Origin of the sequence: Haloarcula sp. H-GB4 (genome assembly GCF_030848575.1) — an archaeon.
GTDB lineage: Archaea > Halobacteriota > Halobacteria > Halobacteriales > Haloarculaceae > Haloarcula.
Genome location: NZ_JAVDDX010000003.1, coordinates 381,666 through 400,044 on the forward strand (window position 1 = coordinate 381,666; position 18,379 = coordinate 400,044).

Sequence of the window (18,379 nt, forward strand, 5' to 3'; positions counted from 1 at the left end):
TTCACTGCGAGGTGTAGCCGCCGTCCATCACGACGGTCGACCCCGTCATGTACGACGAGGCGTCCGATGCGAGATAGACAACCAGTTCTTTCAGTTCCTCTGGTCGACCGAGACGGCCCATCGGCGTATTCTCCAGCCAGGTTTCCTCCATCTCCGGGTTCTCTTCGAGCACTTCGTCGACGAGTTCGGTCCGCATGTACCCGGGCGCGATGGCGTTGACGCGGACGCCCTGATCGCCCCACTCGACCGCCAGTGACTGGGTCAGCATTCTGACGCCAGCTTTCGTCGTGTTGTAACTGGCCTGTTTCTGTGGGACGTTCACGTCGAAGCCCGACATCGAGGAGATATTGACGATGCGGCCCTCACCCCGTTCGAGCATCTGCTGGCCGACATGTTTGGCACAGAGGAAGACGCCGTCGAGATTGACTGACACGACACGCCGCCATGACTCGATGCTCGTCTCCTCCGCAGGCGAGTTTTCGACGATGCCGGCGTTGTTGACCAGTACATCAATTGGTCCGAGGCGGTCGGTCACGTCCTCGACCATCGCCTCAACGGAGGCTTCGTCCGTCACGTCGACCTCAGTCGCAATAACGTCCGTTTCGCCGTCGAGTTCCGAGGCCGTCCGTTCCGCTTTCTCGAGGTTCACGTCCGCGATAGCCACGTCGGCCCCCATCTCCGTGAGACCGGTCGCCATTTGCTTGCCGAGACCCTGCGCAGCACCGGTGACGATAGCTGTCTCTCCGTCGAGGGAGAAACTGTCAAGTACACTCATGCGTACGCTTGGTGCTCCGGTAGCCTCCAGCATAAATGTACGCCTATCTCTATCACAGTCCTTGTTGGACCGATATCGGCAGCCAGTCATTACAAGTACTCCCTTGCAGATAACACAGCTATGCAAATCACCGACTTCGAACTGTTCGCCGTGCCGCCGCGGTGGTTGCTTCTGAAGCTGGAGACTGACGAAGGGATCGTCGGCTGGGGTGAGCCGATTGTTCAAGGTCGGTTAGAGACGGTTCGGGCCGCAGTCACTGAACTCATCGAGGCGTATCTCCTCGGGGCCGACCCGCTCCGAACCGAGTATCACTGGCGGAAGCTCTACCAGAGCGGCTACTTCCGCGGCGGGCCGATACTCATGAGCGCGCTCGCCGGCATTGATCACGCGCTCTGGGACATCAAGGGGCGACACTACGACGCACCAGTGCACGAGCTACTCGGCGGACACGTTCGCGATAAACTACTCGTCTACCAGTGGCTCGGTGGTGACGATCCCGAAGACGTGGCTGTCGCGGCAAGAGAGGACCGGAAACGCGGCTACAGAGCGTTCAAATTCAATTTTGCCCGGGAGTTTCGGCCGATTGAAACGCCGAGCGCTGTCGATCATGCGGTTGAGCGCGTAGCCGCAATCCGTGACGCCGTCGGTGACGACGCCCTCGTCGGCGTCGACTTTCACGGCCGCGTCTCGAAACCGATGGCTGCGGATCTCGTCGAACGGCTCGAACAGTTCGATCTGATGTTCATCGACCAGCCGTTGCTCCCCGAACACGACGACTCGTTTGCCAGTATCTCCAAGCGGACGACTGTCCCGATAGCGACTGGCGAACGATTCTATTCGCGCTATGACTGCAAGCGCCTCCTCGTCGACGACGGGGTGTCGATACTCCAGCCTGATGTGACCCACGTCGGTGGCATCAGCGAGATGCGCAAGGTCGCATCGATGGCGGAAGCGTTCGACGTGGCCGTCGTTCCGCACTGCCCGCTCGGTCCCGTCGCGTTCGCGGCGAGCCTACAGGTCGGGTTTTGCGCCCAGAACGTCGTGCTGCACGAACAGGACCTCGATCTACACGACCCAGCGACGAGCCCGCGACTCAAGGTCCTAGAGGACCCGGAGACGTTCCAGTTCGAAGACGGCTACGTCAAACGACCAACCGGCCCCGGACTCGGTATCGACATCGACGAGGCCCTCATTCGAGAACTGGCACAGACAGAGGTCAACTGGTACAACCCGGTCTGGCACCATGAGGACGGGAGCGTCGCGGAGTGGTAACTGGCCGCGGCGACCGAATCAATCCGACCACCCTGTGTATTTTTATGGCTCTGTTCCGTTCGAACAGGTATGCGAACTGCTGTACTGGTAGAACCAACTGAGTTCGAACTACAGGACCGTCCCAGACCGTCGCCCGGGCCCGACGACGTACTTGTTGCCGTGCGCGACGTCGGCATCTGTGGCTCCGACATCCACTACTACAGACACGGTCGTATCGGCGACTACGTCGTCGAAGACCCGCTCGTCCTCGGGCACGAGAGTGCGGGTGAAGTCGTCGAAGTCGGCGAGAACGTTACTGACCACGAAACGGGCGACCGCGTCGCGCTTGAACCCGGCGTTCCCTGCCGGCGCTGTGCCCACTGCAAGCGCGGCGACTATCACCTCTGTGAATCCGTGCGGTTCATGGCGACGCCGCCACACGACGGCGCGTTCACGGAATACGTCTCGTGGCCGGCCGACTTCGCCTACACGCTCCCGGAATCGGTCTCCACCGCCGAGGGGGCGCTGTGCGAACCGCTTTCGGTCGGAATACACGCCTGCCGACGCGGTAACGTTGGAACTGGCGATACAGTGCTCATAACCGGAGCCGGACCGATCGGGCTGATGGTGATGGAGGCCGCGCGCGCCGCAGGCGCGACGGAGGTAATGTTGACCGACGTCGTTGACGAAAAACTAGAGTTCGCTGAAAAACGTGGAGCAGATCTGACAGTCAACGTTACCGAAACGGATCTCGATACGGCGGTCGCCCAGTACACGGACGGCGTCGGTGCTGATGTGGTCATCGAAGCCTCCGGTGCGGAGCCGTCGATCAAGTCGACGGTCGACGTGGTTAGTCGGGGCGGCACGGTCGTTCTAGTCGGACTCGCTAGCGAAGCGGAGGTCCCAATCGACGTGCTGGAACTCATCGACAACGAAGTCGATGTCCACGGTTCGTTCCGGTACAAGAACACCTATCGTGCGGCTGTCGACCTGTTGGCCGACGGCGAAGTCGACGTCGAGGGTATCATTGACTTCGAATCAGAACTCGAAGACATCGACGATGCGTTCCGCCAAGCGATGGAGCCGACCGTGGTCAAGGGCATGATATCACTTGATTCGTAACCGGCACTGCATTGAGAAGACTGTCCTGAAAAAGCACAATATGATAGATATACAGATGGTACTGAGTATTGGTAGTAATTTCAGCATGCCCGTTGTACGCACGACCTCATGACGCGACTCTGAAACAATCAATGAGGCGGTATATTATCTAAATGGACAGTCAGATAGCGCTTGAGTCCCATTATTTGGGATCCTGAGGGGTTTCGGTAGATACCCGAGATATCTACTCTACAACCATCACACTTCCCAGAGATAGCCATTACAGCAAAATAAAATATTCTGTTTAAAACGTAATTTCACAGTCCGATTGGTTTTCTATGATTTAGTTGTGCTTAGGTATGACGATCTATCAGAGTGGTGTGCCAGAGTGAGATACCCACGCACTGTGAGTAGCCGAACGGTTATACCCCACAACCGTTGTGGGCGGATATGGACCTTTCAATCGTTGACCTCTCTCCGGTCCCGGATGAGGGCACTGCAACTGACGCGTATGCGAACACCATCGATGCTGCCCAGCAGGCCGAACGCCTCGGCTACTCCCGCTTTTGGGTGGCGGAACACCACGGGATGGGAAAGAAACTTGCAGGAACAACACCCGAGGTACTGCTGGGCAACCTCGCCGCCGAAACCGACTCGATCCGGCTCGGATCGGGGGCGGTCCTGCTCAATCACTACAGTCCGTTCAAAGTCGCAGAACTGTTCGGCTCTCTTGACGCGCTCGCGCCAGGACGCATTGACGCGGGGCTTGGGCGGGCCAACGGCTCTCCGGCTGTCGACCGGGCACTCGGGACGGACAGACGTGTCCGGAACCCTGACGAAGACCACGCCGAAAAAATCGAGGCTGTCGTCTCGCATCTCTACGATAGCTACCCGGACGGACACGCGTACAGCGATATCGAGATTCCCAGTTCAGGTGGGGACACACCTGTTCCGTGGGTTCTCGGCTCAAGCCCGTCGAGCGCCGCACTGGCTGGCAAGCTCGGTCTGCGCTACTGTTTCGCTGCGTTCATTCGACCGAATCTGGCTGTCCGTTCGTTCGAGGAATACCGAAACCACTTCCAGTCGTCGCAGTTGGCCGGCAGTGTGGGCGAGCCAGAAGGAATGGTTGCGGTAAACGCAGTCTGTGCCGAAACCGACGAGGAAGCGGCGCGGCTCCGTGCCGTGGCCGAAGCCTCGTTCAAGCGGATGGAGCGAGGAGTCATCGGTACGACACCATCTATCGAGGAAGCAATCGACGAGCTTGGAGCCGTACCCGAACCGACGCCTGCCACGCTGGATACCGGTGAGTGGCCGCGGGCGATTTCCGGCAGTCCAGAGACACTCAATGACCTACTCGAACAGCTGGCTGATCGGGTTGGCGTCGATGAGGTGATGATTCAACATGTTGTCAGCGACCACGCTGACGCGCTCCGCTCCCACGAGTTGCTCGCAGACGGCGTCGGCCTCACACCGCAGTAGACCCTCCTACTGGAGTGGATTGGGAGCAGGTCACTGCGTTACAATCTTTGAGGCCCATTTTATGCTAGTAAAGTCCTATTCGAAGTCTTTATTTGGATTTCCTATGCTTGTCTTGTTAAATTTGATCATATAGATGCCTATTTTGAGGCCATAGTTGAATTTATAGTTCTATAGTGTTGTTTTCTAGAGCGCGTATTTAATATACAGATGTAAAACGCTACGATGGCGTTTTTTCGGAAAGGCACTGGCCTCCAGCGGTTTCAGATACGGCCTATTCGGATCAACTCAGTCGTCCGCGGCCGCAGTGGCGGTCGGTTCCGCAAGGTCGGCTTCGGACAGCTCAGACACGGGCGACCACTCCAAATCACGCTCGTACTCGAAGGCATGGTGGTCCTGCGTGGGGTCGATGACCGTTAGCGAGAGCCAGTTGTTATCCAGCAGGTTCGCCACCTCCGGGTGGTCAGCAAGTACATTGGTGACGCGGTCGACCGGCGCGTGGATAACCGTCGAGAGGCGGAGCGGCTGGTGGTAGAGGTCGTCGTCGGCAGCCATGAGTGACTGCAGCGGGAGGCCGGTCATCAGGTCGCCGCCGTTGCCTTGGTAGACGCCGATGTTGCCGACAGGATTGTGGGTCACCTTCGACCCGCTACCGTAGACAGCGTTGTCGACCGTCGAGAAGTAGTACTGGGTGTTGATCCACTGTGTGACGACCATCGGTCCGGTGAGAATCGCCTCCAGCGCCTCGCCGTCAGGGTCGGTCGACCAGTCGTACGAGTGGAGGAAGGCGCGGCCGTCGAGGTCAACACCGCTCGTCAGTTCGCGGGGGGCGATAACGAAGCCAGCGTTACCGGCCAGGCCCCATTCAGGACGGGTCTCGGCCCAGTCGGCGGCGCGGCGCTCCGTTTCGCTGACCCCTGCCGACGCGTCAGATCCCATCGATTCGGCACGCTCTGCAGTCGCGTTCTCGCGAGCGGTGGCGAGGTCGGCGCGCAACTGGCCGAGGTCGTCAGCGTGGCTCTCGGGCACGTCGCTGTCGTATAGCTCCACCTCGTCGGTCGTCGTGTTGTGTTCACCGGCGACGAAGACGGTGTCGTCGGGAATCTCGAAGCCGCGGTCGCGGAGCGCGGACCGGACTTCGGTGTCGTTGCAAATCGCCGCCAGCACACGGGCGTTCGGGCCGCCGGGGTTGCCGGCGCAGGCACCACAGTCAAGACTCGAATCGTAGGGGTTGTTTGTCGTCTCACTGGCGTGCCCGGTGAAGACGACGAGGCGACTGAACGTCTCCCAGCCCATCAGGTCGAACGCGGTGGCGGCGTACTCGACTTTCTCACCGGTGGTCAGCCCCACCGGCAGATCACCGGTATAGGTGTGCTGGTGGTGGACGAGCGGGTCACAGAACTCGTGTTCGTCGGGAACCGAGCCGTCAGCCGCATCGAATAGGCCGTGCACGCGACCGGGGACAAGCGTGCGGGCAGCGAGTGCGAGGCCGTACCCACTCCCTGCAGTTTCGACGAAGCCGTAGGCCGTGGCGGCGTTCGCCTCTAGCGTTTCGATAATTTCGTCGGCGGTTTCACGAATACCCGACCAACGATCATGGCTCTCCTGGGTGTCGTCGTCGGTTGGCACGTCGGTGACGTGATGCTGTGGGTCGAGAATCGGGGGGCAGGCGTCGACCGACACGTCAGTATCATAGCCTTGATACTCCATCGGAATACCGAAGAATCCAGCGTAGCCGTGGGTCTCGTAGTCGCCTGCAGCCTCGATGTGGCGGCGGATGATCTCCGAACGGGTATCGATACAGAAGACCATCTGCGCGTCCGGGCGGCCCGAGTTGTCGCTGTCGGCCAGCGATTGGCTCTCCGTGGCAACTGTCTCGACCAGGTCGCCGCGATAGGTCTCCTCCCAGGCGCGCAGGAACGCCCCAGCGAGTTCGGCAGCTGGGCCCGGGTTGATGCTATCGTTCGAGGGAACGATATCAGCACCGACGGCATCTAGCAGGGCCAGACGGGCCGCGAGGTATCCAGCCAGCGAAATCGGGTACGTCGACTGCCACGCGCCCTCGTCATCGGCACGCTGCTTGATGAGTCCCGTCCAGCCCGGGAGAGCGGCCAGTTGCTCCTCGATGATGGCCACCCACTGGCTCTCCGGGTACGACGCAAGCACTGTTTCGATGGTCTCGGTCGGCGTCTCCGGTAGGTCGGTGATGATCCCTTCATCGGGGATATCGCCGTCGTGTTCGGCCACGCCGCGGAAGGCGGTGTAAAACCCCGCTTCGCGGTTCGGCATCGACCAGTGGGCGCTCCCCTCATCAAGGAACGCTGACAGCCATTTCGTCAGGACCTGATCGACGCGTTCCGAGGCAGTGTCGGAGTCACTGTCCGTGGCATCGGTCGCTTCGGCCATCTGGTCAAGCAGTATCTCGGGGTCGTTCTCGTAGCCGGCCTCGGAGAGTTCCGCGTCGAGAACTTCCGTGTCTATCTGGCCGCGCTGCAGCGCCGCACGGAACGTCTCCGGACTTGGGTAGCCACGGCCGCCCAACAGGTCGGCTGCCTGCGTGACCGCCTCACTGAACGGCTGGTCCTCGAACCCCGCGAGGGGGTTTGCCGTCACGAACGAGTGGATGGGCCAGAGGGAGCCGACGGTGGTCGCTGCGCTGTCGATACTGTCGTGGATGGTGGATTCAGTACTCATTGTAGTCCTCCGTCGTGGTCAGCACAGTGTCGGCCGACGGCTGGCCGGCGTTCAGCAGCGCCACGTAGAGACGCTGGCTACGCTCGTGGATCCCGGTCTCGATGCCGATGTAGATACCGACGAAGAAGACGGCGATGATGCCGTGGAGCAATGTCAGTTCGGTCGTTGCGGGGCTGACAGATATGAGCCCCGAGACCCTCGTGTAGACCGCGGCGTAGATGACGATGGCGGGGAAGAAGACTATCGGGACGGCCCCGTAGCGGGCCGCCGTCGGAAGCGAAGTATGCTGGACAGCGTTGCGGGCCGCATGGAGCGTCGTGAACACCACGAAGAAGGTCAGCAGAAGACCACTGTCGACATGCCCTCCCTTCCCTGTCAGCACTGTAAACACCGCGCCGCCGGCGAGCCCGGTCAGCAGTGTGACGACGCCGCCGACGACGCTCGTCGTCATTCCAATCGTGTGTGGTGTCTCCTCGCTCGGGGTCGTGTGTTCGACCTGTCCGCCGGCACTGAGGAACTGGTAGGCCTTGTAGAAGCCGTGCAGGATGAGGTGGGTGATAGCAGCCCCGAAAAATCCGAGGCCGGCCTGCATGATCATGAATCCCATCTGGCCAACCGTCGAACAGCCGAGTTTGCCCTTGATATCCGTCTGAACAGATTTCAGGAGTTTCCCGCCAATGGCACTGGCACCACCGACGCCGACGATTGCGAGCATGAGCGCAGGGTCGACGGTGATGACCGGCGCGAAACGAGTCAACAGAATGCCACCCGCGTTGACGAACCCAGCGTGCATCAGCGCGGAGGCAGGCGTCGGCGCGGTCATCGAAGAGAGGAGCCAGCCGTGGAACGGAACAAGCGCGGATTGAATCATCGCCGCGAGTACGAGTGCGCCTGCGGCGACCAGCCACACCGGGCCACCGAGTGAGTCGGAGGCTGCAGTAATTCCGGAGACCGTGGTCGCACCGGTCACCCACCACAGTGCCGCCAGCGCGACACCGAGAAGCGCGCTGCTGGCAATGAAGTACTTGCGGGCGACCGCGGCAGCTGCCTGTGCCTGATCCCAGCCGCTGACGATACCGATGAGTTTCGCCATCAGCAGCCCCATCGCGAGCCACAGCGCCCCGAAGAGAGCGAGGTGGTCAGCCGCGACCAGCCCCATCACAACCACCGTGAAACCGAACACGGTGGCGAAAAAGGACGTTTTGAGGCGACTCCCAGCCAGATAGCGACGCGAGTAGCTGTGAACGATACCGCTGAAGAAGGTGACAACTACCCACATCAGAACTGTCAGACCGTCGACGGCGACAATCCCGGGTATCTCCCACACGAACTCGGTTCGGATTCGGACGGCAAGCACAGCAATGCTCGCGGCAAGCATCGACCATACGAGCCATGTGAGTGCGACAGGCACGAGCGGCGAGTCAGCCGTCGTGTCCGGGAGTGATCCAACCGTCTTCGGTGAGTTGTGTCCTGACATCGTTGTTCGTGACCAATCACAGACTGTGATTGACCGGTTCTAGTTGTCTTCACCCATAGTGCGAACGGACTGGTTATTAAATCCTTCTATACTACCAATTTGTTCCTAAAGAAGTGCATTATAGAACATTATGTTTTCCGGCAAAGGTCCAGCCAAAAGCACTGCCAGGGTATTAACCGGGTCCTTCACAGCCTGTGCCGGCAAACTTCTTGGAAGGCGAGTCTCCGGTACACAGGCACACAGATTCGACAATCAGAGACTGATTGCGTATTGAGCGGTGGTGATGTTACCAGACTGTTCGTTGAGGGAACTCGAAAATCAGATCGTGATGGAGGCTGCGTCGGTCACTTTGATGACGTGGCCAGCCGTATGTTCCCGGGTGCGCAATCGTTGGCATACAGCTCCGCAACAGCAGTCCCGCAGCTAGCTCTCGTTCCCAGAATCGAACTTACCGAAGGGCGTCGTCTCATGGCTCCGGACGAGTACTTCATCGGCCACCGTCAGTCCCATATCGAGAAGTGCCTGGGCGACGGGTGTGATGTCGCTATCCGATTTACCGACGGCCGTCACGAGGAGATTCTCCTCGCCGGTGACCAGTTCCTGAACCGATACCACGCCGTCTATGTCGAGGATTTTGGGGATTAAATCGCCTCGCTCGGGAATCGACGCTGTGCAGTAGAGCAACATCCGGAGCGGGTAGCCCGCCTGCTGATAGTCGACATCAGCGCTGTAGCCTTTGACGATCTCGCTGGACTCGAGATGGTTAATGCGCTTCCGGACGGTGCTGTCGGACGTATCGGTTCGTTCTGCGATGTCCCCGGACGACATATTTCGAGCATCTTCCTGTAATGCGTACAGGATTGCTCTGTCCACGTCGTCGATTTCCTCGTCGGCCATACTAGTGTGTCCACAGCAAGGACACTTTACTGTTGTACGTTCCGCCGATAGCGCTGCTGTAGCTGTTACCAATGGGAGGGGATTTCGACGGCTCTTGATACAGTTGTCAATCGATGGGCCAGATCTGATTTTGGGAGGACAGCACTGAGATGATCCTGTTCATGAGCAAGGCTGCGGTGAAAGCCATCACGCACCCAGCAGTTGGGATGACTGGGCTAAGTCTACCGCAGGATTTCGTTTTCAGGTGCGCCTAAACTCCGAAGCAGTTATATATTTTTAGGCAGGCCTAACATTTATGTCGAGAGATGACACGAATTGCGAGGGCCCGACGAGACGTGACTACATGAAATACGGCAGTGCGGTGGTGGGTGGCGGCTTGCTAGCGGGGTGTACAGGTCAGTCCGGATCAGAAGCAGCCCCGACCCAGACAGGCACAGGAGGCCAGTCATCCTCAGTGACTGAACCAACAACGGCTGACGATGGATACACTGTTACAATGTCTCCCATGGGAACCGTCGAGTTCGAATCGGTTCCCCAGAGTGTGTTCACGATACTGGGCCACCACGTGGATATGCTGGTCGCACTCGGTCGGGGGGATGCGATCAACGCGATGCACGCGCCTGAATATCACCAATCGCTCTATCAGAAGTTCCTCCACCGACTGGAAGGCGTCTCAATCGACTGGGAGGGCCTGTATGCTTCGTGGCCACCGTCAAAAGAGAAACTCTACGAACTGAACAGCGATGTCCACATAGCTGATCCAGCGAAGGTTGCGACAGCCGAGGGATGGGACAACGACAGCCTCCAAGAGATAGGCACAAACGTTGGCCCGTGGTTCGGAAACACGCTCAGCGGCACGCAGCAGGAGCCGCCATCAGGCTGGCCCGATGCGTACGACTACTATACGCTCTGGGAAATCTTCGGAAAGATCGCGGAGGTCTTTCGGGAAAGGGAACGATACGAGGCATTCGTATCTGTCCGCGAATCGATGATGGAAACTATCAGCGCGGGCCTTCCGTCAGAAAGTGAACAGCTGAGTGCGGCACTGGTCCTGTTCTCTACATCCGGCGAGAAAATCTGGGGCTACAAGATGAACCATCCGGGCTACTACGCTGCTCACACCCGCCCGCTGGGTGCGACCGATGCGTTAGCCGATGCTGTCGGTGACGGGTACGGCGACGACGGACGGAACATCACGCTCGACACCGAACTGCTTCTCGAATCCGATCCATACGTGCTACTCGTTCTCGGGCCAATGGCGGGGTCCCACAATCTCGACGATATCCGGTCACAGCTGGAGGACAACGAGGTGACAAGAAAAATCACTGCTGTCCAAGAGGGACAGATATACGCGCAAGGTGCGCGTCGGCAGGGTCCGATTCTGAACCTGTTCCAGACGGAGATGACCGCGAAACAGTTGTACCCCGACCAGTTCGGTGAGTGGCCAGGCTACGCCGAGGGCGATCCGTACCCCGAAATTCCCGCCGGGGAACAACTGTTCGACCGCCAGCGGGTCGCCGACATAATCACGGGTGCGGGACAGTGACTGACGCCGAGAAGACGCCGCGTGGACGGCCTACACGTAGGGACTATATCAGGGATGCTGGGATAATTGCAGGCGGCAGTTTACTCGCCGGGTGTGCCGGCGATGCTGTCTCAGAATCCACCCCAAGAGAGAATCGAGAGACACCCACGGCGACCGGGACGAGATCGTATACCGTCTCCATGGAGCCGGTGGGCGACGTTACGTTCCAGACGGTTCCCGAGCGATGGCTCCCTTACGGTGGCGCCTACGCCGATATGGGCGTGGCCCTCGGACAGGCCGATGGTCTCACAGGTATCGGCGGGGCGGATCGCTACTACACGTACGTCTACGATGAGCTTTCCGGTGTTTCCGTCGACCAAGAGACGATTGACGCGAATCCGGAGGTCCGAACGAAAGAGGAGTTTTACGAACTCGACAGCGACGTGCACCTCTATGACCCACAGATGCTCGTCAACTGGTTCGACTGGTCGCAGTCGGACGTCGACGAAATCACCGAGAACGTCGCTCCGTTCATCGGGAATCTGATCTTCCGTCGCTCCGATGAATGGCACGACTACCGGTATTACACGCTCTATCAGGCCTTCGAGAAGGTCGCAGAGGTCTTCCAGGAACAGGCCCGGTACGAAGCGTTCAAACAGCTACACGACGACTACATTGCGGACCTCCAGAGCCAACTCCCGCCGGCCGAGGAGCGTCCGAACGTCCTCCTTACCTACGAGGGCTCCGACGAACCGGAGTCATTCTCCCCCTATCGATTGACTGACAAGGGGACGAGTAAGAAGCAGTGGCGTGACCTCAGGGTTACCGATGCGCTCGCCGGGACGGATATTGAGAACCTCAGCACGACCAATCGGGGCGAATACGACTACGAAACGCTTCTATCGGTCGATCCAGACGTTATTCTCATCCGCGGCCACGAGCGGAAATCGGCGACCGAGTTCCGGGAGACTGTCCTGCAGTTCATGCAGGACCACACCGTCGGCAGTCAACTGACCGCAGTACAGAACGGACGCGTGTATCGCGGTGGCTACCTCCGACAGGGGCCAATTCATAATTTCTTTTTGACCGAACGGGCGGCCCAACAACTCTATCCCGACATCTTCGGCGACGTGACCGCCGACACTGAACTGTTCGACCGACAGCAAATCGCCGATATCGTCACGGGTGAGTTCGAATGACTGGCTCGGACGGAGCGACGTTCGAACGACTGACACGGAGAGAAATTGTCAAAGGCAGCGGGGCACTCGCTCTCGGTGGATTGCTCGCCGGATGTTCGGGCGATAGTAGTCAGGAGTCTTCAGTGGCCGAGACCAGCGACATGACCACAGATACCGGAGCGAGCGCTACTGAGACCGATCCAGCGACTTCCGGCGGGGCGTATTCAGTGACGATGGAGCCAGTCGGAACCGTCGAATTCGAAACTGTGCCCGAGACAATCGCCCCGTTCACCGCGGACTATATCGATATGCTGGTCGCGCTCGGTCACGGCGACGCAGTACAGTCGATCTGGTACCGTGGACGGTACAAGACGCTGCACTATGAGGAACTCGATGGAGTGTCTATTGGCCTCGACGGGCTCACACAGCTCTGGAACGATGGCGTCTCGAAAGAACCGTTCTACGAGATGGACGCAGACCTGCACCTCATCGATCCCAACGCACTTATCGACTGGCTTGGGGCGTGGAATCAGTCGGACCTCGCAGAGATTCGGGAGAACGTCGCACCGTTTCTCGGGAACCTCATCTTCCGGCGGACCGATGACTGGCACGACTACCGGTACTACAGCCTGTACGAGGCGTTCGAGAAAGTGGCTGAGATGGTTCAGGAACGGGCGCGCTTCGAGGCGATCCGTTCACTCCACAACGAACTGGTCGAAACGGTGCAGGCTCGGCTCCCAGCACCGGAGCAGCGACCGAACGCCGCGCTCATGTTCGCCGGCGAGGAGCCGGAAGCGTTCACGCCGTATCGGATCAGCGGGAGCGGAGCCAACAAGGAACACTTCCAGACGCTCGGAATTTCCGACGCCTTTGCTGATACCGGCGTCGAAGGATACTCCGGCTCAGAATTACTCGATTACGAGACGTTGCTTGAGATAGATCCGGACTCACTCCTTCTGCGATACCATCGCGAAGGGAAGACCCGTGAGGAGTTCGAGAACTCAGTACTCGCCTATATGAAAGACCACGAAGTGGGCAGTCGGTTGCGGGCCGTCCAGAATGACAGGGTGTTTCGCGGCGGCCCGATCTACACCGGCCCGTTGCATAACCTATTCATGATCGAACGGTACGCGAAGCGGTACTTCCCCGAGGAGTTCACAGAGGCGCACCTGTTCGACCGGGAGCACCTCGCGACAATTATCAACGACGGTAGAGACGAATAACGACACCGTTTTCCAGCACAGCCTGCCACAGGCACTTTCCAGCGGCTCCGCTGTCGTGCGAATAGACTTGGAAAGACTTTTACACAGATTCGAGTTCACATTTATACAGATGTCCACAGCTACCATACGCGATGTCCTCAGCGGTGGCGGCGACCGGTTCGTCTACGTCGTCTCCGCGTTAGCCGCGCTGAACGGACTGTTGTTCGGGTTCGACACCGGGATCATCTCGGGCGCGTTCCTGTTCATTCAGGACTCGTTCGTCATGTCGCCGCTCGTCGAGGGGATCATTGTCAGTGGCGCGATGGCAGGGGCCGCGGCCGGCGCGGCTGTGGGTGGCCAGTTGGCCGACCGCCTCGGTCGCCGTCGCCTCATCCTCATCGCGGCTATCGTGTTCTTCGTCGGATCGTTCACGATGGCCGTCGCGCCGACCGTCCCCGTCCTCGTCGCCGGTCGGCTTATCGACGGCGTCGCTATCGGCTTCGCGTCGATTGTCGGCCCGCTGTACATCTCTGAAATCGCACCACCAGAGATCCGTGGCGGACTCACCTCGCTCAATCAGCTCATGGTGACTACCGGAATCCTGCTCTCGTATTTCGTCAACTACGCGTTCGCCGACGCTGGCGCGTGGCGCTGGATGCTCGGTGCCGGGATAGTCCCGGCCGTCGTTCTTGCTATTGGCATTCTGAAGATGCCTGAGAGCCCACGTTGGCTCTTCGAGCATGGGCAGAAAGACGAGGCCAGAGCCGTGCTCAAGCGAACGCGGTCCGACGGTGTCGAGCAGGAACTCGACGAGATCGAAGAGACCGTCGAAACACAGTCCGAAACCGGCGTTCGGGACCTGCTGGCTCCGTGGCTCCGTCCCGCGCTCGTGGTCGGGCTTGGACTCGCTGTCTTCCAGCAGATTACCGGTATCAACGCGGTCATCTACTACGCCCCGACAATTCTCGAGTCCACCGGCCTTGGAAGTGTGGCCTCGATCCTCGCGACAGTCGGCATCGGGACGATCAACGTAGTGATGACGGTCGTGGCAATCATGCTTGTCGACCGCGTCGGTCGTCGCCGGCTCTTGCTTGTCGGTGTCGGCGGGATGGTTGCGACCCTCGCCGTCCTCGGTACCGTATTTTACCTTCCCGGGCTCGAAGGCGGCCTCGGTATTATCGCCACGATCAGCCTGATGCTGTTCGTGTCCTTTTTTGCAATCGGTCTCGGCCCGGTCTTCTGGCTCCTGATATCTGAGATATACCCGCTTTCCGTTCGCGGGTCGGCGATGGGCGTCGTTACTGTCGCCAACTGGGGTGCGAATCTCCTCGTGTCGCTGACGTTCCCCGTCCTCACTGACGGCGTCGGAACCTCTGCGACGTTCTGGCTGTTCGGTCTCTGCAGTCTCCTGGGACTGGTGTTCGTCTACCGTTACGTCCCCGAAACCAAGGGCCGGACGCTTGAGGCAATCGAAGACGACCTCCGGCAGAACATCTCGTTGGCTGACTGAGCCAGCCATCGGAACGGCGGGCGAATCCACCGCTCTCGCTGTTTACACCCCGAGACGGTCTAACGCACTATCGAGTCTCGGGAGTCCGTCTTCGCCGAGAAACCGCACGTTCTCCAGCGCGTGAAAGGCGACATACACGTCGCGTCGGTCTTCGAAGTACCCTGTGGAAATGTCGCGGTGTTGTCGGTATTCGTCGTAGAAGGCAGCTCCAATCGAATCCAGTCGATCGACGTACGCTAGGTCAACTTCAGCGTGGCCGAAATAGATCGCTGGATCGAGGACGGCTCGAACGGTTCCGTCAGCCACGACAGCGTTTCCGGGATGGATATCGCCGTGCAACAACGATGGCGTGGCTGGCTCGACGAGGCGAGCATCGAGCGTTTCCGCCAGTCGCTGTATCCGGTCGAACTCGGCGGCTGGCAAGGTTCCATCGTTCCGCGCGGCCTCTGCAAAAGGGAGGAGCCGTCGCTCGCGGAAGAAATCGATCCACGACTCGGTCCATGGATTCGACTGACTGAACGGGCCCGAGAGGGTATCGAACGGAAAACCGAACGCGTCAGCCGAGATGTCGTGGAGAGCCGCGACGTGTCGCGCAAGGTCGCGTTCGGCCCGCTTGTCGAATCGGCCGTCGCCGCGAATAAACGACAGTACGAGCAGTTCCGGTTCGACGTGGAGGACGTCCGGAACGGGGAGGGGCGTGTCACGGTCGAGGTACTGAAGCATTGCTGCCTCGATTCCGAGCGGCGAGTCGTCGACTTTCACCGCCAAATCAGGACGGTCGCGAAAGGCCACACGGTAGACCGACCCGACTTCCCCGCCGTCGAGCTCCGTCGCGTCGTGAGCGTCGGCGTCTAGTACGCTCGAAACCCGCTGTAACACTGTCGCCTTCGTTCGTTCCGCGCCCGTCCCGTCATCCATATTCGGCGTACGAGAAGCGGTCGAATATGTCTGTTTGTCTCTGTTTCGGCAGCGAAAACAGATCTGCCCGACCCTGACTGGAAATTTCTGGGAACAGGCAGTGCTCGAAACAGCTGTGACGCTACACGGACCGGTCAGCGCTGTCACCGAACTGCACGACAAGTCGTTCCGTAGCGAGGGCGTACACTGTCATCTCCGTCCCCTTCTCCGAGTACCACGTTTCGGCGGGTTCGATAAGGTCAGCTTCACAGAGACGGTCGAGATGATAGGAGACGCTCTGGAGTGAGCGGTCGACTGTGTCCGCGATATCCGATGCGGTCCGCGGTTCGTCTCTGACCGCCCCCAATATCTCCTGGGCGGCATCGGACGAGAGGATCTGAAGGACATCAGTCGGTTCGGTACCGTTGACTACGACGTTCGTCTGCTCTCGAGGTGCATAGTCAACCGGTGGGTGGTGTGGGAAAGTGCTTGCCATGAGTTGTAGGGAGGGTATCGGCGATCGTTTCTGTTTGTTCGGCTCAATCCGAACAAACCAATCAAACAATTTAATACTTACGGAAGTAATAGCCAGAAATATGATACAGCAGGACACGCGGCAAACAGGGCAGCCAGTTCGGATTCATGAGTGATGATGACAATTCGGTCGCACGGGAACGTATCATCGAATCGATGGAACAGTCGGCAGAGGTGTACGGCCTCAGCCGAAGTGCCGGGCGCATCTACGGCGTGCTGTACTTCGCTGCAGCGCCGCTCTCTATTCCGGAACTGGTCGATGAAACTGGCTATGCGAAATCAACGGTCAGTAACGTCACGCGGACACTGTCGCGTGTCGGACTCATCCACCGCAGGTCGTCTACAGGGGGCGGGAGACGAGTCCGGTTTGAGGCCGAACGCGAGATCTGGTTCATCCTGCAGGACGTGTTCCAGCAATACATCCAGCGGGAAGTTCAGACGACGCTCAGGACCATCTGCCGGGCGGAAGAGCAGATGTCGGCAGATACTCGCGAGCAAGAGCGCGTTCGAAATCTCCGCGAGACGTACGAAGACCTGGAAGAGATTGTACAGCTCGCATCAGAGTACTCGGCCGCCGAACTCCGCGAGGCGCTTGAAGCGTACGAGCAGTAGTCACCGCTACCAGTAGACCGTGTAGGTACACGCATCGTCCCCGTGCCGGCGACACGTCTCGCCCGTTTCTTCGAGGAACACGAACGCGTCGACCGGCGCGTACTGCTGGGCAACCCCACGGATGAGACCACGGTCGAACGGACATGGATACGGGTTCTCACAGGTCACCTCGCCGGTCCGGTCGCCAACGGATTCGAAGCGATACTGCCCGATGTCCCCGCCGCGGTGATTCCGCTGGTAAGCCTCGTCTATCGACTGGAGGCCCGCCGGAACAGTATCAAAGTCGTTCGGCCAGTCCGCGACGCGGGGTATCTGTTCGCCGAGTCGGTCAAGAACGTGCGGTTGCAGGTCATCGGCAATCGTCTCGAACGCGTTCAGCCAGGCCTGCTGTGGGTACCACTCATCAGCCGCCGGTTCGGTGATCCCCTCCGAAGCGAGCGCCGTTAGCGCCCGGTCTCGGTACTCGTCTGAGAACTTCCCCATCGCCGCCTCAACTATCGTGAGTACCGTTTGCCCGTTAACTTCGACGGCCGGGTCAAACGCGTCGTAGGATGCCATTCTATCGGAGCGTTCACAGGGAGAGAAATAAAAACCGACCATACAGACAGCAGACAGGACACTTTCAGCCCGTGGAGCGAACGCCGAAGCACAGTTTGCCACCCTGCTGCCTGCATCTCCAGTCTCGACGCCTCGTCGTCACTCTCGGACAGTTCGTAGGGGGTGACGGCTCTACACAGACCGTACAAGATAGCCTTCCCGTTACGATGCGTTCCGTGACTGTCCGGCCTCCGGTCCGGTTCGGACCTTGGTGACCCACGCCGGCCGAGTCACTGTCGTCTCGCCCGACTTGAACTCGAAAGAGATGTCGAACGTTTTCGGGGCATCGCCTGTCAGCCTGACCAGAGCGAGTTCTGCATACGTCCCCGCGGGCCTCGTCTGGTCCCACGTAACCGTCGCGGAGCGAACGGCAGTCGTGTCACCGACTGTTCGCACTGTCCCCGTAGTCCCGGTGATGTGGTACGGTTCCACTCCTTCGTACCAGCCGTTTTTCGGCTTGTAGACGGTCACGTCTTGAGAGGTGTCGGCTTCCCGCTCGTATCTACTGACATATAGGCTCCTGACAACGACCGACGCCGCTCCCGAGACCTTGTCCGCCAGATCGTTTGTATCCTGTTTGACAATGAACGTGACGCCCCCCTCAGTCTGGTCCTCTTGGAGGAGTTCCCACTCAGTATCGCTCTGGATCTGCT

Annotated in this window: 15 protein-coding genes and 1 pseudogene; 8 read left to right on the forward strand and 8 right to left on the reverse strand. The window is 59.5% G+C overall.

Translation table 11 applies throughout. From position 1 onward, the window contains the following. Nucleotide 1: 1 nt before the first annotated feature. Nucleotides 2-775, reverse strand: coding sequence for an SDR family NAD(P)-dependent oxidoreductase (locus RBH20_RS17870; RefSeq protein ID WP_306711183.1), 774 nt, complete (start codon nt 773-775; stop codon nt 2-4). A 120-nt stretch (nt 776-895) separates the two neighbouring features. On the opposite strand from RBH20_RS17870, the gene dgoD reads away from it, so the two are divergent. The 3 genes from dgoD to RBH20_RS17885 all read left to right on the forward strand — a co-directional run bounded on the left by dgoD (nt 896) and on the right by RBH20_RS17885 (nt 4,606). Beyond that, a complete protein-coding gene (gene dgoD, locus RBH20_RS17875) occupies nt 896-2,047 on the forward strand; it encodes a galactonate dehydratase (protein WP_306711185.1) in 1,152 nt (383 codons plus the stop codon). 69 nt (nt 2,048-2,116) lie between these two features. Then, nucleotides 2,117-3,148, forward strand: coding sequence for an NAD(P)-dependent alcohol dehydrogenase (locus RBH20_RS17880; RefSeq protein WP_306711187.1), 1,032 nt, complete (start codon nt 2,117-2,119; stop codon nt 3,146-3,148). Between the two features lie 429 nt (nt 3,149-3,577). Then, nucleotides 3,578-4,606: an LLM class flavin-dependent oxidoreductase gene (locus tag RBH20_RS17885; RefSeq protein ID WP_306711189.1), complete on the forward strand. Its 1,029-nt coding sequence runs from the start codon at nt 3,578-3,580 to the stop codon at nt 4,604-4,606. Between the two features lie 285 nt (nt 4,607-4,891). Here the strand turns inward: RBH20_RS17885 and RBH20_RS17890 are convergent, their stop codons facing one another. The 3 genes from RBH20_RS17890 to RBH20_RS17900 all read right to left on the reverse strand — a co-directional run bounded on the left by RBH20_RS17890 (nt 4,892) and on the right by RBH20_RS17900 (nt 9,671). After that, nucleotides 4,892-7,297, reverse strand: coding sequence for a DUF2309 domain-containing protein (locus tag RBH20_RS17890; RefSeq protein WP_306711191.1), 2,406 nt, complete (start codon nt 7,295-7,297; stop codon nt 4,892-4,894). Next, nucleotides 7,287-8,774: a proton-conducting transporter membrane subunit gene (locus tag RBH20_RS17895; RefSeq protein WP_306711193.1), complete on the reverse strand. Its 1,488-nt coding sequence runs from the start codon at nt 8,772-8,774 to the stop codon at nt 7,287-7,289. Before RBH20_RS17895 ends, RBH20_RS17890 begins: the two co-directional genes overlap by 11 nt. 423 nt (nt 8,775-9,197) lie before the next feature. Then, complete coding sequence (locus tag RBH20_RS17900) at nt 9,198-9,671, reverse strand: Lrp/AsnC family transcriptional regulator (RefSeq protein ID WP_306711195.1); 474 nt, start codon at nt 9,669-9,671, stop codon at nt 9,198-9,200. A 505-nt stretch (nt 9,672-10,176) separates the two neighbouring features. Between RBH20_RS17900 and RBH20_RS17905 the strand changes: the two genes are divergently transcribed. The 4 genes from RBH20_RS17905 to RBH20_RS17920 all read left to right on the forward strand — a co-directional run bounded on the left by RBH20_RS17905 (nt 10,177) and on the right by RBH20_RS17920 (nt 15,086). After that, nucleotides 10,177-11,217, forward strand: a complete 1,041-nt coding sequence (locus RBH20_RS17905; protein ID WP_306711242.1) for an ABC transporter substrate-binding protein — start codon at nt 10,177-10,179, stop codon at nt 11,215-11,217. Next, the gene (locus RBH20_RS17910; protein ID WP_306711197.1) at nt 11,214-12,395 is read left to right on the forward strand and encodes an ABC transporter substrate-binding protein; all 1,182 of its coding nucleotides are present in this window, start codon (nt 11,214-11,216) and stop codon (nt 12,393-12,395) included. The genes RBH20_RS17905 and RBH20_RS17910 overlap by 4 nt, the downstream gene beginning before the upstream one ends. Next, the gene (locus RBH20_RS17915; RefSeq protein ID WP_306711199.1) at nt 12,392-13,597 is read left to right on the forward strand and encodes an ABC transporter substrate-binding protein; all 1,206 of its coding nucleotides are present in this window, start codon (nt 12,392-12,394) and stop codon (nt 13,595-13,597) included. The genes RBH20_RS17910 and RBH20_RS17915 overlap by 4 nt, the downstream gene beginning before the upstream one ends. A gap of 109 nt (nt 13,598-13,706) precedes the next feature. Further along, nucleotides 13,707-15,086, forward strand: a complete 1,380-nt coding sequence (locus tag RBH20_RS17920) for a sugar porter family MFS transporter (protein WP_306711201.1) — start codon at nt 13,707-13,709, stop codon at nt 15,084-15,086. Nucleotides 15,087-15,128: 42 nt separating this feature from the next. Here RBH20_RS17920 and RBH20_RS17925 read toward each other — a convergent pair whose 3' ends face one another. Together RBH20_RS17925 and RBH20_RS17930 are read right to left on the reverse strand one after the other, a co-directional pair. Next, nucleotides 15,129-16,004 (reverse strand): fructosamine kinase family protein, encoded by an 876-nt coding sequence (locus RBH20_RS17925; RefSeq protein ID WP_306711203.1) that lies wholly within the window; start codon nt 16,002-16,004, stop codon nt 15,129-15,131. Nucleotides 16,005-16,125: 121 nt separating this feature from the next. Then, complete coding sequence (locus RBH20_RS17930) at nt 16,126-16,479, reverse strand: transcriptional regulator (RefSeq protein WP_306711205.1); 354 nt, start codon at nt 16,477-16,479, stop codon at nt 16,126-16,128. 146 nt (nt 16,480-16,625) lie between these two features. Between RBH20_RS17930 and RBH20_RS17935 the strand changes: the two genes are divergently transcribed. Beyond that, nucleotides 16,626-17,129 (forward strand): GbsR/MarR family transcriptional regulator, encoded by a 504-nt coding sequence (locus tag RBH20_RS17935; RefSeq protein ID WP_306711207.1) that lies wholly within the window; start codon nt 16,626-16,628, stop codon nt 17,127-17,129. Between the two features lie 6 nt (nt 17,130-17,135). Here RBH20_RS17935 and RBH20_RS17940 read toward each other — a convergent pair whose 3' ends face one another. Both RBH20_RS17940 and RBH20_RS17945 read right to left on the reverse strand, forming a co-directional pair. Beyond that, nucleotides 17,136-17,687 carry a hypothetical protein gene (locus tag RBH20_RS17940; protein ID WP_306711209.1) on the reverse strand — a complete coding sequence of 184 codons (552 nt, stop codon included), beginning with the start codon at nt 17,685-17,687 and terminating at the stop codon, nt 17,136-17,138. A gap of 201 nt (nt 17,688-17,888) precedes the next feature. Then, nucleotides 17,889-18,379 (reverse strand): annotated as a pseudogene (locus tag RBH20_RS17945) (hypothetical protein); the annotation flags it as partial.